The sequence below is a fragment of the Leifsonia araucanica genome (assembly GCF_051161895.1).
Lineage (GTDB): Bacteria > Actinomycetota > Actinomycetes > Actinomycetales > Microbacteriaceae > Leifsonia.
On record NZ_JBMBTW010000002.1, the window covers coordinates 1,856,204 to 1,870,466 of the forward strand.

Here is a 14,263-nt window from a genome sequence, read left to right on the forward strand (position 1 = left end):
ATGGCGGAGGGCTGGCAGAGTGGTCCCATGACGGTCGAAGCCTCCCCGCTCTCCCAGCTCAGGACCCGCACCAGCGAGAAGTGGCGCGCGTATCCGGACGACGTGCTCCCGCTGTTCGTCGCCGAGATGGACTACCCGCTCGCCGAGACGGTCGCCGCTGCGCTGCACGACGCCATCGCCCGCTCCGACACCGGATACATCGGGCCGGACGACGCCGCGAAGCGCGCCTTCGCCGACTTCGCCTCCGCATCCTGGGGCTGGGAGGCGGAGCCGGAGCGCACGCTGACGACCACGGACGTGAGCGTCGTCATCGTCGAATCCCTGCGGCTGGCGATCCGGCCGGGCGACCGGGTGATCATCACGCCCCCTGTCTACCCGCCGTTCTTCGAGCTGGTGCCCGAGGCCGGCGGAGTGGTCGACGAGGTGCCGCTGCAGTTCTCCGATGCAGACGGCTGGGCGCTCGACCTGGACGGCATCGAGCGCGCGTTCGCCGCGGGCGCCCGTGCGTTCCTGCTCTGCAACCCGCACAACCCGCTCGGGTTGGTGCACTCCGCCGAGCAGCTGGCGGAGGTGGCCGCGCTGGCCGCGCGGTACGACGCCGTGGTGGTGAGCGACGAGGTGCACGCGCCGCTGACCCACCCGGACGCCACGTTCACCCCGTTCCTCTCCGTCTCCGCGGAGGCCCGCCGCCACGGGATCGCCGCCCACGCCGCGAGCAAGGCCTGGAACCTCGCCGGGCTGAAGTGCGCGTTCTTCGTGACGGCCGACGACAGGATGACCGACCGCATCAGGTCGCTGCCCATCGAAGTGGAGGTGCGCACCAGCCACCTGGGACGCATCGCCACCGAGGCCGCATACCGCGACGGCCGCGCCTGGTTGACGGATGCCCTGGCCACCATCGGCAGCAATCGCGCGCGGCTCACGACGCTGCTGGCCGAGCACCTCCCGGATGCGCGCTACCGCGAACCGCACGCGAGCTACCTCGCCTGGGTGGACCTGCGCGCGCTCGGCTGGGGAGACGACCCGAGCGCGCGCATCCTGACCGAGGCGAAGGTGGCGCTGAACCCCGGCGCCGACTTCGGCCGGCAGGGCGCCGGGTTCGTGCGGCTGAACTTCGCGTGCTCGCCCGCAGTGCTGGAGGAGGCGGTCACGCGCATCGCCCGGATGCGCTGACCCGGGATGCGCTGACCCGTCAGCGCGCCCTCGCCACCCGCCCTTCGTCCCACACCGGCTCGTCCGTCTCGTACACCTCGCCGTCCGCGCCGAAGACGAGGAACCGGTCGAACCCGCGCGCGAACCAACGGTCGTGGGTCACCGCGAGCACCGTGCCCTCGAACCCGGCCAGTCCGTCTTCGAGAGCCTCCGCCGACACCAGGTCGAGGTTGTCCGTCGGCTCGTCGAGGAGCAGCAGCGTCGCCCCGGACAGTTCGAGCAGCAGGATCTGCAGCCGCGCCTGCTGCCCGCCGGACAGCGACTCGAAGTTCTGCTCGGCCGCGACAGCGAGGCCGTAGCGGTCGAGCACCCTGCTGGCCGCCTCCCTCGGCATCCCGTCCCTGCGGTCGTCGCCGCGGTGCAGGATGTCGAGCAGCGTCCTGCCGACCAGCTCCGGATGCTCGTGGGCCTGCGCGAACAGTCCGGGCGCCACGCGCGCCCCGAGCTTCACGACACCCGTGTGCGGCACCGCCGTACCCGCCACCTCTGCGGAGGCCAGGTGACCGGCCGCCGGGTCGGGATCGGTCCCTCCCGCGGCCAGCAGCCGCAGGAAGTGCGACTTGCCGGAGCCGTTGGAGCCGAGCACGGCGATGCGCTCGCCGAACCAGACCTCCGCGTCGAACGGGCGCATCAGCCCGGTCAGTTCCAGGCCGTGGCATTCGACGACGCGGCGTCCCGTGCGCGCGCCGGTCAGCTGCATCCGCACGTTCTGCTCGCGCGGTCTGGCCTCCGGCGGACCGGCGGCGAGGAACTTCGCGAGCCTGGTCTGCGCAGCCTGGTACGCGGAGGCGAGATCGCTGTTGTACTTCGCTTTCTCCTTGAAGCGCAGCGCGAGCGCCTTGAGCTTCGCGTGCTCCTCGTCCCAGCGCCTGCGCAACTCGTCCAGGCGCTCCATGCGCTCCTCGCGGGCCGCGTGGTAGCCGCCGAAACCGCCGCCGTGCGTCCAGGTGGTGTTGCCTGCCGCGCCGAGCTCCAGCGTGACGATACGGTCGGCGGCGCTCGCGAGCAGCTCCCTGTCGTGCGAGACGAGCAGCACCGTCTTGCGGGTGGCGCGCAGCTGCTCCTCCAGCCAGCGCTTGCCTGGCACATCCAGGTAGTTGTCCGGCTCGTCGAGCAGCAGCACTTGCTCCGGACCGCGCAGCAGCGCCTCCAGCACGACGCGTTTCTGCTCTCCGCCGGACAGACTGCGCACCGGCCGCAGCCTGGCGCGCTCGAACGGGATGCCGAGCGCCGCGACTGTGCAGTTGTCCCAGAGCACTTCCTGGTCGTATCCGCCCGCATCCGCGTACTCGGCGATGGCCGTGGCGTAGCGCAGCTGGGTGTCCGTCTCGTCGCGCTCGATGATCGCGTCCTCCGCGGCGATCAGCCGCTCGGCCGCCGCGCGCACAGCGGGAGGGGCCACCTGCACGAGGAGGTCGTGCACCGTCCGGTCGTCGCGCACGTGGCCGACGAACTGGTCCATCACCCCGAGACCGCCGTCGATGACCACCGAACCGGAATCCGGTCGCAGCTCACCCCGGATGATCCGCAGCAGCGTCGACTTCCCCGCGCCGTTCGCGCCGATCAGTGCCGAGACGCGTCCATCACCCACCCGGAACGAGACGTCGTCGAGCAGCGGCCGGCCGTCGGCGAGAGTGTACGAGACGCCCGAGACGTCGATGTGGCCGATGACGGGACTCCTGAACTGGATGCGGACAAAGCCTTCCAGAATAGACGAAACCGCCGCCCACGGGGAGTGGGCGGCGGTTTCGGTGGAGCAGGTGGCGTCAGCGCGTGTAGTTCGGCGACTCGACGACCATCTGGATGTCGTGCGGGTGCGACTCCTTGAGCCCGGCCGGCGTGATGCGCACGAACTTGCCGCGCTCTTTGAGCTCGGGGATGGTGCGGGCGCCGACGTAGAACATCGACTGACGCAGGCCGCCGAGCAGCTGGTACGCCACGGCGGACAGCGGGCCGCGGTACGGGACCTGACCCTCGATGCCCTCGGCGATGAGCTGCTCGTCGCTCGGGACGTCCGCCTGGAAGTAGCGGTCGCGGGAGTACGAGGTCTTCTTGCCGCGGGTCTGCATCGCGCCGAGCGAGCCCATGCCTCGATAGTTCTTGAACTGCTTGCCGTTGACGAACACCAGGTCGCCGGGCGACTCGGCGGTTCCGGCGAGCAGCGAGCCGAGCATGACGGTGTCCGCTCCGGCGACGAGCGCCTTCGCGATGTCTCCCGAGTACTGCAGGCCGCCGTCGGCGATCAGCGGCACACCGGCCGGACGCGCGGCGAGCGAGGACTCGTAGACGGCGGTCACCTGCGGAACGCCGACGCCGGCGACGACGCGGGTGGTGCAGATGGAGCCTGGTCCGACGCCGACCTTGATGGCGTCCGCGCCGGCGTCGATCAGTGCCTGGGCGCCGGAGCGGGTGGCCGCCTGGCCGCCGATCACGTCGACGTGGGCGGCGCGCGGCTCGTGCTTGAGCCTGCTGATGATGTCGAGGACGCCGCGGCTCTCGCCGTTCGCCGTGTCGACGACGATCACGTCGACTCCGGCGTCGATGAGGGTCATCGCGCGCTCCCAGCCGTCGCCGAAGAAGCCGATGGCGGCGCCGACGCGCAGGCGGCCCTCGTCGTCCTTGGTGGCGTTCGGGTACTTCTCGCTCTTGTCGAAGTCCTTGACGGTGATGAGACCGCGCAGGCGACCGTCGGCGTCGACCAGCGGGAGCTTCTCGATCTTGTGCTCGGCGAAGATGGCGACGGCGGAGTCCGGGTCGATGCCGACCGGCGCGGTGATCAGCGGCATGCGGGTCATCACGTCGCGCACGTACGTGCTGGTGCGCTCGAACGGCGACACGAAACGCATGTCGCGGTTGGTGATGATGCCGACGAGCTTGCCGTCCGCCTCGACCACGGGGAGGCCGCTCACGCGGAACTGGCCGCAGAGCGCATCCACTTCTTCGACGGTGGCGTCAGGAGTGGTGGTGACCGGGTTGGTGATCATGCCGGACTCCGACCGCTTGACCTTGTCGACGTGTGCCGCCTGGTCTTCGATCGAGAGGTTGCGGTGCAGGATGCCGATGCCGCCCTGGCGCGCCATGGCGACGGCCATGCGGGACTCGGTGACGGTGTCCATCGCGCTCGACAGGAGCGGGGCGGAGACCGAGATGCGCTTGGTGAGCCGCGAGGAGGTGTCGACCTCGCTCGGGATGACGTCCGTGTAGCCGGGAAGCAGCATCACGTCGTCGTAGGTCAAACCGATGAAACCGAACGGATCCGACTGATCCATTTCACCCCTTAGTCGTTGCGGAGTTGGAAGAAGTCCGCCGCCACCAGCGCCTGCGGATAATCAATCGTAACGGCAGAACCCTGGTGTTTTATTCCACGGTCGCGACGTCGAGTTCCGCGCCTTTCCGCCCGGAGCGGCTGGCGACGATCATGTCGACGCACAGGATGAGCAGCGCCAGCCAGACGATCGCGAACCCGAACCAGCGCTCGGGCGGCATGGCCTCGTGCAGCACCACCACGCCCACCAGGAACTGGATGAACGGCGCGAAGTACTGGATGAACCCCATGTAGACCAGCGGCAGCCTCCGCGACGCGGCGGCGAAGAACAGCAGAGGGACGGCCGTGATCACGCCCGCGCCCGCCATCGCGACCGTGTGCCAGACGCTCACGGTGCCGATGGTGATGCCGACCGTCGCGCCCACCACCACCAGCTGCACGATGGCGACCGGCGTCAGCCACATGGTCTCCAGGGTCAGCCCGGAAACCGCATCCACCGCCCCGCCGACGCGCTTCTTGATCAGGCCGTACAGCCCGAACGAGAACGCCAGGATGAGGGCGATCCACGGCATCGAGCCGTAGCCGATCGCCAGCACGACCACGGCGACGATGCTCACGCCGACCGCCACCCACTGCGCGACCCGCAGCTTCTCGCGCTGCACGAGAACACCGAGGAACACGGTGACGATCGGGTTGATGAAGTAGCCGAGCGCCGCCTCCACGACGTGCCCGCTGACCGTCGCGAGCACGTAGGTCTGCCAGTTCACGTAGATGAGGGCGCCGGCGACGCCCATCGTGAACACGACGCGCTTGTTCAGCAGCAGCGCTCCGAACACCCGCCAGCTGCGCGTGACGGTGAGCAGGATCGCGCAGAACACGAGAGAGAACAGCACCCGCCACGCCACGATCTCCCACGCGCTCGCCGGCACCAGCGACAGGAAGTAGATCGGCAGGATGCCCCAGAGCACGTATGCGGAGATGGCGTAGACGAGTCCGGAGCGGCGGTGTTCGGACAGCGGCTTCTCTGCGACGATCTTCTGGCCGGGGGTGGTTTCGCTCTGGGACACGGAGCGATCCTACGCGGGGCTGCCGACGCCGGGACGCGAAAGGGCCCGGATGCGCGTACGCATCCGGGCCCTCGAACAGCCGGTCGTCAGCGGACGACGACGGCCAGAACGTCGCGAGCGGAGAGGACGAGGTAGTCCTCGCCACCGAACTTGACCTCGGTTCCCCCGTACTTGGAGTAGATGACCTTGTCGCCGACGGCGACGTCGAGCGGAACGCGGTTGCCGTTGTCGTCGATGCGGCCGGGACCGACGGCGACGACTTCACCCTCCTGCGGCTTCTCCTTGGCAGTGTCAGGAATGACCAGACCAGATGCAGTGGTCTGCTCAGCCTCGACCTGCTTGATGACGATGCGATCCTCGAGCGGCTTGATGGAGACCGACACGTTTGACCCTCTTTCCTACAAACACAGGCGTGAACAAAGACGTGAGTTAGCAAACTCATAGTGAGAGTGCTAATAGGAGTTTAGGGGGTGCGTTAGCAGTCACGCAACGTGAGTGCCAAGAGGGTAGCGTGAGGGGCATGGATCGGTCGGAACTCGTCGAGCTGCTCTCCACCGAGGGGCTGCGGCTGCTCGATTCCCTGCCGCCGTACCACTCCGAGCGGGATGTGCTCCGGATGGTCAGCGACCTGCGCAAAGCCGGGCACTCCCCCGGGCTCGTCGCCGCCGTCCTCACCCAGGCGAAACTGCGGTCGAAGGCGAAAGCGAAGTTCGGCCCGTTCGCCGACAGGATGCTGTTCACCGAGGCCGGGCTGGAGCAGGCGACGCGGCTGCCGGTCGCCGCACGCCACGCCGGCCGCTTCCAGGCCGCCGGCCTCGAGCGCGTGGCCGACCTCGGCTGCGGCATCGGCGGTGACGCACTCGCGATCTCCGCGCTCGACATCGACGTGCTCGCCGTCGACGCCGACGAGGTCACCGCGGCCATCGCCAGCTACAACCTCGCCCCGTTCCCGGGCACCACCGTGGAGCACAGGAGGGCGGAGGACGTGGACCTGCGCTCGTTCGACGGCGTCTTCCTCGACCCCGCCAGGCGCACGGCGGGGCACGGCCAGACCTCTCGCCTCACCGATCCGGACGAGTACTCGCCGTCCCTCGGCTTCGCCTTCGAGCTCGCGACGGGCCGGTCGCTCGGCGTGAAGCTCGGCCCCGGCCTCGACCGCGACCTCATCCCGTCGACGGCGGAGGCGCAGTGGGTCTCCGTCGACGGCCAGGTGGTCGAGATGGGCCTGTGGTTCGGCGTGCTCGCGCGCCCCGGCGTCGGCCGCGCAGCGCTCGTCATCCGCGGGGACGCTGCCGACGAGTTGACGGCGGCCTCCGACAGCGACGACGCAGAGACCGGCGCGCTCGGCGAATACCTCTACGAACCGGACGGCTCCGTCATCCGGGCCCGCCTGATCGGCGACCTCGCCCGGAGCATCGACGGCAGGATGCTCGCAGACGGCATCGCATACATCACGTCCGACACCAGGACCGAGACGCCGTTCGCCACCGGCTTCCGGGTGGTCGACACCCTCCCGTTCAACGAGCGCGACCTGAAGCGTGCGCTCCGGGAGCGCGGGATCGGCACCCTGGAGATCAAGAAGCGCGGGGTGGATGTGGACCCGGCCACCCTGCGCAAGCGCCTGTCCCTGAGCGGTCAGGCGTCCGCGACGCTGCTGCTCACGCGGGTGGCGGGCAAGCACACGGCCCTGCTGGTCGAACGCATCCGCTGACCACCGGCGGAGACGACGGCGGCCGGGGCACGCTTTCGCGCATCCCGGCCGCCGGAGTCTCTGACGATCAGTACCCGTAGTTGTTGTACGAGGCGCTGAACGCGATCACCGCGATGATGATGATGATCCAGATGATCAGCGAGAAGAGCACGCTGACGAAACCGGTGATGATGCCGGTGAGCCAGAAGCCCTTGGCCGCCGGCTCCTTCCTCTTGCCGATGAAGCCGAGGATGATCGCGGCGACGCCGAACGGGAAGCCGATGCCGTACACCCAGCCGAGGACGACACCGATGATGCCGCCGACCATCGACAGGATGCTCAGCGTCGGCGACTTGGCGGGCGCAGCGTACGGCTGCGCGTATCCGGGGGCGGGCTGGCCGTATGCCGGCTGGCCGTACGCCTGCTGCTGCCCGTACGGCTGCTGCTGTCCATACGGCTGCTGGCTGTACTGCTGCTGCTGACCGTACGGCTGCTGGGGCTGCTGGCCGTATGCCTGCTGCTGGCCGTACGGCTGGCCGGGCGCCGGCGGCTGCTGACCGTATCCGGCCGGGGGCACGGGCGGCGCCGGTGGCGCGGGAGGCACGGGCGCAGCGGGGGCGGCCTCGGGCGGAACAGGCGGGACGGCGCCGGTCTGTGCGTCGCCGGACGGTGCTTCACCGTTCTGCGCGTTGGGGTCCACCGGCTCCGCCGGCACGTTCGGATCGGTCATGAGACCCTTCTCCTTCAATCCTGAGAAATCGCTGTAACGCAGCCAATGCTGGCAGCGCGGGCACAGGGGTGTCAACGACGTTGCAGTCGGTTCCCCCTGCACACCACCATAGCCACCGGGATGCCCGACCGTGAGCGCTCGCACAGGATTGGGCACCCGGGTACCACGTAGCGCCGTACTGCGGCGCGACCGTCAGCCCGCGACCTGGATCTCGGTCACCGGCAGTGTCGAGTCCGCCGAGAATCCGAGGGTGCTCGGCTCGTGGCCCGCCATGATCAGCTGCGCGCCGAGCGCCGCGATCATCGCGCCGTTGTCCGTGCACAGCGACAGGTCCGGGATGCGCAGGGCGACCCCGGCTGCCGTCGCGCGTTCCTGCGCCACCTGACGCACCCGCGCGTTCGCGACGACCCCTCCGCCGAGCAGCAGCCGCGGCACGCCGTGGTCGGCGCAGGCGGCGAGCGCCTTCGTGATCAGCACATCCACGACGGCCTCGCGGAACGACGCAGCGACATCGGCGACGGGCACCGGCTCTCCGGCGTCCTGCCGCTGCTCGACCCAGCGGGCGACCGCCGTCTTGAGGCCGGAGAACGAGAAGTCGTAGCGGTGGTGCTCCAAGTCTTTCGGCTTGGTGAGGCCGCGCGGGAACCGGATCGCCTTCGGGTCGCCGCCGACGGCGACCCTGTCGATCTGCGGGCCGCCCGGATACGGCAGGCCGAGCACGCGTGCCACCTTGTCGAACGCCTCGCCGGCCGCGTCGTCGATGGTCTCGCCGAGCAGCTCGACGTCGGAGACGAGGTCGCGCACCAGGAGCAGCGAGGTGTGGCCGCCGGAGACGAGGAGCGCGATGGTCGGCAGCTCGACGGGGCGGCCCTGGCCTCCGTGGGCGTCGAGCAGGTCGGCCCCGACGTGGCCGACCAGGTGGTTCACGGCGTACACCGGCTTGCCGAGCGACAGCGCGAGCGCCTTCGCCGCCCCGACGCCGACCATGAGCGCGCCGGACAGGCCCGGCCCGCTGGTGACCGCGACGGCGTCGATGTCCGCCAGCTCGATGCCCGCGTCGGCGACCGCCGTGCGGAGCGTGGGGGTGAGCGCTTCGAGGTGGGCGCGCGCGGCGACCTCGGGCACGACGCCGCCGTAGCGGGCGTGCTCGTCCATCGACGACGCGATGGTGTTGGCGAGCAGCCTGGTGCCGCGCACGATGCCGATGCCGGTCTCGTCGCAGGAGGTCTCGATGCCGAGGACGAGCGGGTCGCGCGTGTTCATGCTCGTGGTCATGCTGTGGTCGTCTCCGGGGTCGGGACGGCGAGACGCATGACGATCGCGTCGACGCCGTCCGGCTGGTAGTAGCGGGGCCGCACGCCGATCTCCTCGAAACCGAGTTCGAGGTACAGGGTCTGCGCTCCGGGGTTGTCCGCCCGCACCTCGAGGAACACCTCGCGTGCTCCGCGCTTCCTCGCCTCACCGATCAGCGAGAGCATCAGCACCCTGCCGAGCCCGCGGCGCCGCGCGTGCGGTGCGACGGCGATGGTCTGGATGTCCCCCTCGCCGGCCCCCTGCGGTGCGAGCAGTCCCGCGTAGCCGTCGATGCGCTCCGGGTGCTCCGGCTCGAACGCCACGAGGTAGTACCCGTTCGCGCTCGCCACCTCCGACCGCATCGAGTGCTCCGACCAGGCGTCGGAGACGAACGTCGCGCGCTCCAGCTGCATGATCGCATCCACGTCGTCGTCCGTGGCACGCCGGAGCTGCCAGGCGGTCACGCGCTCACCCGCTTCGGACCGTTCGAGAGCGTCACATCCGGTGAGCGGAGGTACAGCGGCTCGTCGGCGTCGAACGGCAGCCTGTTCGCGAACCGCAGCTCGGCGATCATCCCGAGCGCTCCCGCGGAGACCGTGGAGGCGTCGAACCGCTCGATCTCCGCGTGCGGCAGGTCGTCCGGCTTGGTGAGCCCCGGCCCGTCGAGCCGGATCGGGAGGCCGTGCTCGTCCGTGCCGGAGTACGCCGACCAGTAGAGCTCCCTGCGCCGCGCGTCGGTGACGACCAGCAGGTCGCCCGTCGAGCCCGCGCGGTAGCGCTCGAACGCGACGGCGTCGTGGCTGACCACCGGCACGAGCGGTTTGCCAGCTCCGAACGCGAACGCCTTCGCCGCGGCGATGCCGACCCGCAGACCGGTGAACGGCCCTGGTCCCATCCCGGCGACCACGCCCGAGAGCGCGCTGACGGGCACTCCGGACTGCGCGAGGACCGCCTCGATCAGCTCGCCGATGACCTCGGCGTGACGCATCGTGTCCGCCTCGGTGCGCTCGGCGATGATCCAGCGGTCACGGTCGACCACGGCGACACTCGTTCCGGCGGAGGTGTCGATGGCGAGAAGCATGGATCAAGCCTAAACGTGTTCCGGCGCGGCAGCCGCGGCCCAGCGCGGACCGTAGCCGGTCACTGTCACGGTGCGCGGCTCGTCGGCGTCGAGCTCGGCGTCCTCCACGTCGTCGCCATCCCCGTCGGCCTCCGCAGCGCCCGTCGGCCGCGCGATCTCCACCTCGAGCCACGAGTCCGCGACCCCGTCGAGCATCCCGCTGCCCCACTCGACCACCACGACGGAGCGGGCGAAGTCGATGTCGAGGTCGTCGAGCTCCAGCGCGCTGCCGAGCCGGTACGCATCCACGTGCACGAGGGGCGGGCCTCCGACGACACTGGGATGCGTCCTCGCCAGCACGAACGTCGGGCTCGTCACCGGCCCGCGCACCTGCAGGCCGTCGCCGATCCCGCGGGTCATCGTGGTCTTGCCTGCGCCGAGCGGACCGCTCAGCACGACCAGGTCGCCGGCGTGCAGGATCGCGGAGAGCTCGACGCCGAACGTGTGCATCTCCGCCGCCGTGGGCACCACGCGCGTCGCGGGAGGCCAGAGGTAACCGGTCACGGCATTCCCACGTAGCGGCGGCGCACCCTGGCTCCGATGCGCGTCACGATCTCGTAGTTGATGGTGCCTGCCGCCTCCGCCCAGTCGTCGGCCGAGGGGACACCGGTGGCGGGGTCGCCGAACAGCACGACCCGGTCGCCGACCTGCACGGGGTGGTCGTCGATGTCGACGACGAACTGGTCCATCGCGATCCGGCCGGAGACGCGGAACGTCGCCCCGGCGATCGACACGGGCGCCCGGTTGGACGCGTGCCGGGGGATGCCCTCCGCATAGCCGAGCGGGACGAGCGCCAGCGAGGTGTCACCGGAGGTGCGGTACGTGTAGTCGTACGAGACGCCGGTGCCGGACGGCACGCGGCGCACCGCGGCGACGCTCCCGCACAGCGTCATCACCGGACGCAGCCCGAGGTCGGCGCTCGACCGGCCGGCGAGCGGCGACAGACCGTAGATGGTGACGCCGAGACGCACCAGGTTGAACCGGGCATCCGGGATGGTCAGGGCAGCGGCGGAGGCGGCGAGGTGCCGCAGCTCGGGCGTGAGCCCGGCGGCCGTCGCCCGGTCGAGGCCCCTGCTGTACACGGCGACAGCGGCGCGGTCGTCGTCGGGGGACGCGTTCGAGACGTGGCTGAAGATGCCGCGCACGACGATGTCGCCCGCCTGCTCCAGCGCGCGTGCCCTGGCGAACGCGGCATCCCACTGCGGTTCGGAGATGCCGTTGCGGCTGAGCCCCGTCTCGAGCTTCAGCTGCACGAACGCCTGGCCGTGCAGCTCACCGCGTTCCACGAGGGACCTGCGGGCTGCGGCGACCGCCTCCAGCTGCTCCACCGACGAGACGCCGATGTCGACCCCGGCCGCGATGGCCGGCGCGAAGTCCACCTCCGGATCGTGCAGCCAGGCCAACAGCGGAGCGTCGATGCCCGCATCCCGCAGCTGCAACGCCTCCGTCAGGTCGGCGACACCGAGCCAGTCCGCTCCCCCGGCGAGCGCGGCACGCGCGCACTCGACGGCGCCGTGACCGTACGCGTTCGCCTTGACCACCGCCATCACGTGCTCCGTGCCGACCACCTCGCGCAGGTGGGCGACGTTGGCGGCGAGCGCGCCCAGGTCGATCACCGCCTCGCGGAAGTCCGCCCGTTCTCCGGCAGGGTGCCCGATGGTCACTTCTCCCTCTCCGTCACGACGAACGCCGTTGCAACGCCTGCGTCGTGCGACATCGTCACGTGGATGTGCGCGATCCCCCGGTCACGCACATCCCGCTCGACGACGTTGTGCAGCACGAACCCCGGATTGCGGTCGTCGTCCGACACGATCTCCATGTCGTGCCAGCGCACCCCCTCCGAGCCGCCGAGTGCCTTGATGAGCGCCTCTTTGGCCGCGAAGCGCGCGGCGAGCGAGTGCACGGGGAGTCCGCGCTCCGCCTCGGTGAAGAGCCGTTCGCGCAGGCGCGGCGTCCTCTCCAGCGAGCGGGCGAAGCGTTCCAGGTCGACGACGTCGACCCCGATCCCGGCGATCACGGCAGTCCGGCTACTCGACGGTGACGGACTTGGCCAGGTTGCGCGGCTGGTCGACGTCGAGTCCCTTCGCCGCCGACAGCTCCATGGCGAAGATCTGCAGCGGAACGACGGCCAGCAGCGGCTCGAACAGCGGTGCGGCCAGCGGGATGCGGATGACCTCGTCGGCGAACGGGAGGACGGCGGCGTCGCCTGCTTCGGCGATCGCGATGACGCGGGCGCCACGGGCGCGGATCTCCTGGATGTTCGAGACGACCTTCTTGTGCATCTCGTCCGACCAGCGCGGGCTCGGGACGACGACGAACACCGGCTGACCGGGCTCGATGAGCGCGATCGGGCCGTGCTTCAGCTCGCCGGCCGCGAAGCCCTCCGCGTGGATGTACGCCAGCTCCTTGAGCTTGAGCGCACCCTCGAGGGCGATCGGGTATCCGACGTGACGGCCGAGGAAGAGCACCGAACGGGTGTCGGACATCCACCTGGCCAGCTGGGCGATGGTGTCGTGCGACTCGAGCACGGAGGCGATCTTCTCCGGAACGGCCTGCAGCTCGTCGATGGCGTCGTGCTGCTGGGCCTCGGACAGCGTGCCGCGCACGCGGGCCAGGTGCAGGCCGAACAGGTAGAGCGCCGTGATCTGGGCGACGAACGCCTTGGTCGACGCGACGGCGACCTCCGGACCGGCGTGCGTGTAGAGTGCCGCGTCCGACTCGCGCGGGATGGTCGCACCCTGCGTGTTGCAGACCGAGATGGCGGTCGCGCCGGCCTCGCGGGCGTACTTGACGGCCATCAGCGTGTCCATGGTCTCGCCGGACTGGCTGATCGAGATGACCAGCGTGCCTTCGGTGATGACCGGCTCGCGGTAGCGGAACTCGTGGCTCAGCTCGACCGTGACGGGGACGCGCGCCCACTTCTCGATGGCGTAGCTGCCCACCAGACCGGCGTAGGCCGCCGTCCCGCAGGCGATGATCGTGATGCGGTCGATGGTGGCGAGCTTGTCGTCGCCGAGCACGTCCAGCTCCGGGATGTGCACCGTTCCGTCGACCAGACGGCCGCGCAGGGTGTTGGCAACGGCATCCGGCTCCTCGGCGATCTCCTTCGCCATGAACGACGACCAGCCGCCCTTCTCCGCGGCGGACGCGTCCCAGGCGATCTCGAACGGCTCGACCTCGACGGGGGCGCCGGAGAAGTCGGTGACGGTGACCGCATCCGGGGTGATGGTCACGATCTGGTCCTGGCCGATGGCCAGCGCGTTGCGGGTGTGCTCGACGAAGGCGGCGACGTCGGAGCCGAGGAAGTTCTCCCCGTCGCCCAGACCGATCACGAGCGGCGAGTTGCGGCGGGCGCCGACCACGACGTGCGGCTGGTCCTTGTGCAGGGCGAGCAGGGTGAACGCGCCCTCCAAGCGGGAGACGACGCGCTGGAACGCCTCGTTCAGGTCGCCCGTCGTGCGGTACTCGCGGCCGAGGAGCACGGCGGCGACCTCGGTGTCGGTCTCCGACTCGAAGGTGAAGCCGTCGGCGAGCAGCTCGTCGCGCAGCGTGGCGAAGTTCTCGATGATGCCGTTGTGGATGACGGCGAGCTTGCCGTCGTCTCCGAGGTGCGGGTGCGCGTTGCGGTCGGTCGGGCCGCCGTGCGTCGCCCAGCGGGTGTGGCCGATGCCGGTTCCGCCGTTCGGGATGGGGTGCGCATCCAGCTCGTCGGCGAGCGCGGACAGCTTGCCGGCCTTCTTCGCCGTGCCCAGCTGACCGTCCGGGCCGATCACGGCGATACCCGCCGAGTCGTACCCGCGGTACTCCAGACGCTTCAGGCCGCCGAGCAGGACCTCAACACTCTTGTCGGTACCGACGTACCCCACGATTCCACACATGCTGCCGA

General features: G+C 70.2%; 14 protein-coding genes. 2 read left to right on the forward strand and 12 right to left on the reverse strand.

Features of this window, described 5'->3' with window-relative positions:
* Positions 1–27 precede the first annotated feature (27 nt).
* Positions 28–1,173 carry a MalY/PatB family protein gene (locus ACN6M5_RS08875; RefSeq protein ID WP_434949346.1) on the forward strand — a complete coding sequence of 382 codons (1,146 nt, stop codon included), beginning with the start codon at positions 28–30 and terminating at the stop codon, positions 1,171–1,173.
* 19 nt (positions 1,174–1,192) lie between these two features.
* Here the strand turns inward: ACN6M5_RS08875 and ACN6M5_RS08880 are convergent, their stop codons facing one another.
* The 4 genes from ACN6M5_RS08880 to groES all read right to left on the reverse strand — a co-directional run bounded on the left by ACN6M5_RS08880 (position 1,193) and on the right by groES (position 5,927).
* Positions 1,193–2,881 (reverse strand): ABC-F family ATP-binding cassette domain-containing protein, encoded by a 1,689-nt coding sequence (locus tag ACN6M5_RS08880; RefSeq protein WP_434952358.1) that lies wholly within the window; start codon positions 2,879–2,881, stop codon positions 1,193–1,195.
* Between the two features lie 97 nt (positions 2,882–2,978).
* Positions 2,979–4,481: an IMP dehydrogenase gene (guaB, locus tag ACN6M5_RS08885; protein WP_168690035.1), complete on the reverse strand. Its 1,503-nt coding sequence runs from the start codon at positions 4,479–4,481 to the stop codon at positions 2,979–2,981.
* Between the two features lie 88 nt (positions 4,482–4,569).
* The gene (rarD, locus tag ACN6M5_RS08890; RefSeq protein WP_434952360.1) at positions 4,570–5,511 is read right to left on the reverse strand and encodes an EamA family transporter RarD; all 942 of its coding nucleotides are present in this window, start codon (positions 5,509–5,511) and stop codon (positions 4,570–4,572) included.
* A 119-nt stretch (positions 5,512–5,630) separates the two neighbouring features.
* Positions 5,631–5,927, reverse strand: a complete 297-nt coding sequence (gene groES, locus ACN6M5_RS08895) for a co-chaperone GroES (protein WP_055894868.1) — start codon at positions 5,925–5,927, stop codon at positions 5,631–5,633.
* Between the two features lie 137 nt (positions 5,928–6,064).
* Here groES and ACN6M5_RS08900 point away from each other — a divergent pair, with 137 nt between their 5' ends.
* Positions 6,065–7,255 carry a THUMP-like domain-containing protein gene (locus ACN6M5_RS08900; protein WP_434949347.1) on the forward strand — a complete coding sequence of 397 codons (1,191 nt, stop codon included), beginning with the start codon at positions 6,065–6,067 and terminating at the stop codon, positions 7,253–7,255.
* A gap of 67 nt (positions 7,256–7,322) precedes the next feature.
* Here the strand turns inward: ACN6M5_RS08900 and ACN6M5_RS08905 are convergent, their stop codons facing one another.
* The 8 genes from ACN6M5_RS08905 to glmS form a co-directional block, all read right to left on the reverse strand.
* On the reverse strand, positions 7,323–7,964 hold the full coding sequence (locus ACN6M5_RS08905) for a DUF4190 domain-containing protein (RefSeq protein WP_434949348.1): 642 nt from the start codon (positions 7,962–7,964) through the stop codon (positions 7,323–7,325).
* A gap of 192 nt (positions 7,965–8,156) precedes the next feature.
* Positions 8,157–9,239 carry a tRNA (adenosine(37)-N6)-threonylcarbamoyltransferase complex transferase subunit TsaD gene (tsaD, locus tag ACN6M5_RS08910; protein WP_434949349.1) on the reverse strand — a complete coding sequence of 361 codons (1,083 nt, stop codon included), beginning with the start codon at positions 9,237–9,239 and terminating at the stop codon, positions 8,157–8,159.
* Entirely contained in the window at positions 9,236–9,721 is a 486-nt protein-coding gene (gene rimI, locus ACN6M5_RS08915) for a ribosomal protein S18-alanine N-acetyltransferase (RefSeq protein WP_434949350.1), read from the reverse strand. Before rimI ends, tsaD begins: the two co-directional genes overlap by 4 nt.
* Entirely contained in the window at positions 9,718–10,338 is a 621-nt protein-coding gene (gene tsaB / locus ACN6M5_RS08920; protein WP_434949351.1) for a tRNA (adenosine(37)-N6)-threonylcarbamoyltransferase complex dimerization subunit type 1 TsaB, read from the reverse strand. The genes rimI and tsaB overlap by 4 nt, the downstream gene beginning before the upstream one ends.
* 9 nt (positions 10,339–10,347) lie before the next feature.
* The gene (gene tsaE / locus ACN6M5_RS08925) at positions 10,348–10,827 is read right to left on the reverse strand and encodes a tRNA (adenosine(37)-N6)-threonylcarbamoyltransferase complex ATPase subunit type 1 TsaE (RefSeq protein WP_434952362.1); all 480 of its coding nucleotides are present in this window, start codon (positions 10,825–10,827) and stop codon (positions 10,348–10,350) included.
* Between the two features lie 50 nt (positions 10,828–10,877).
* A complete protein-coding gene (alr, locus tag ACN6M5_RS08930; RefSeq protein ID WP_434949353.1) occupies positions 10,878–12,041 on the reverse strand; it encodes an alanine racemase in 1,164 nt (387 codons plus the stop codon).
* A complete protein-coding gene (locus ACN6M5_RS08935) occupies positions 12,038–12,394 on the reverse strand; it encodes a holo-ACP synthase (protein ID WP_085370240.1) in 357 nt (118 codons plus the stop codon). Before ACN6M5_RS08935 ends, alr begins: the two co-directional genes overlap by 4 nt.
* A 10-nt stretch (positions 12,395–12,404) precedes the next feature.
* Entirely contained in the window at positions 12,405–14,255 is a 1,851-nt protein-coding gene (gene glmS, locus ACN6M5_RS08940; RefSeq protein ID WP_434949354.1) for a glutamine--fructose-6-phosphate transaminase (isomerizing), read from the reverse strand.
* Positions 14,256–14,263 lie beyond the last annotated feature (8 nt).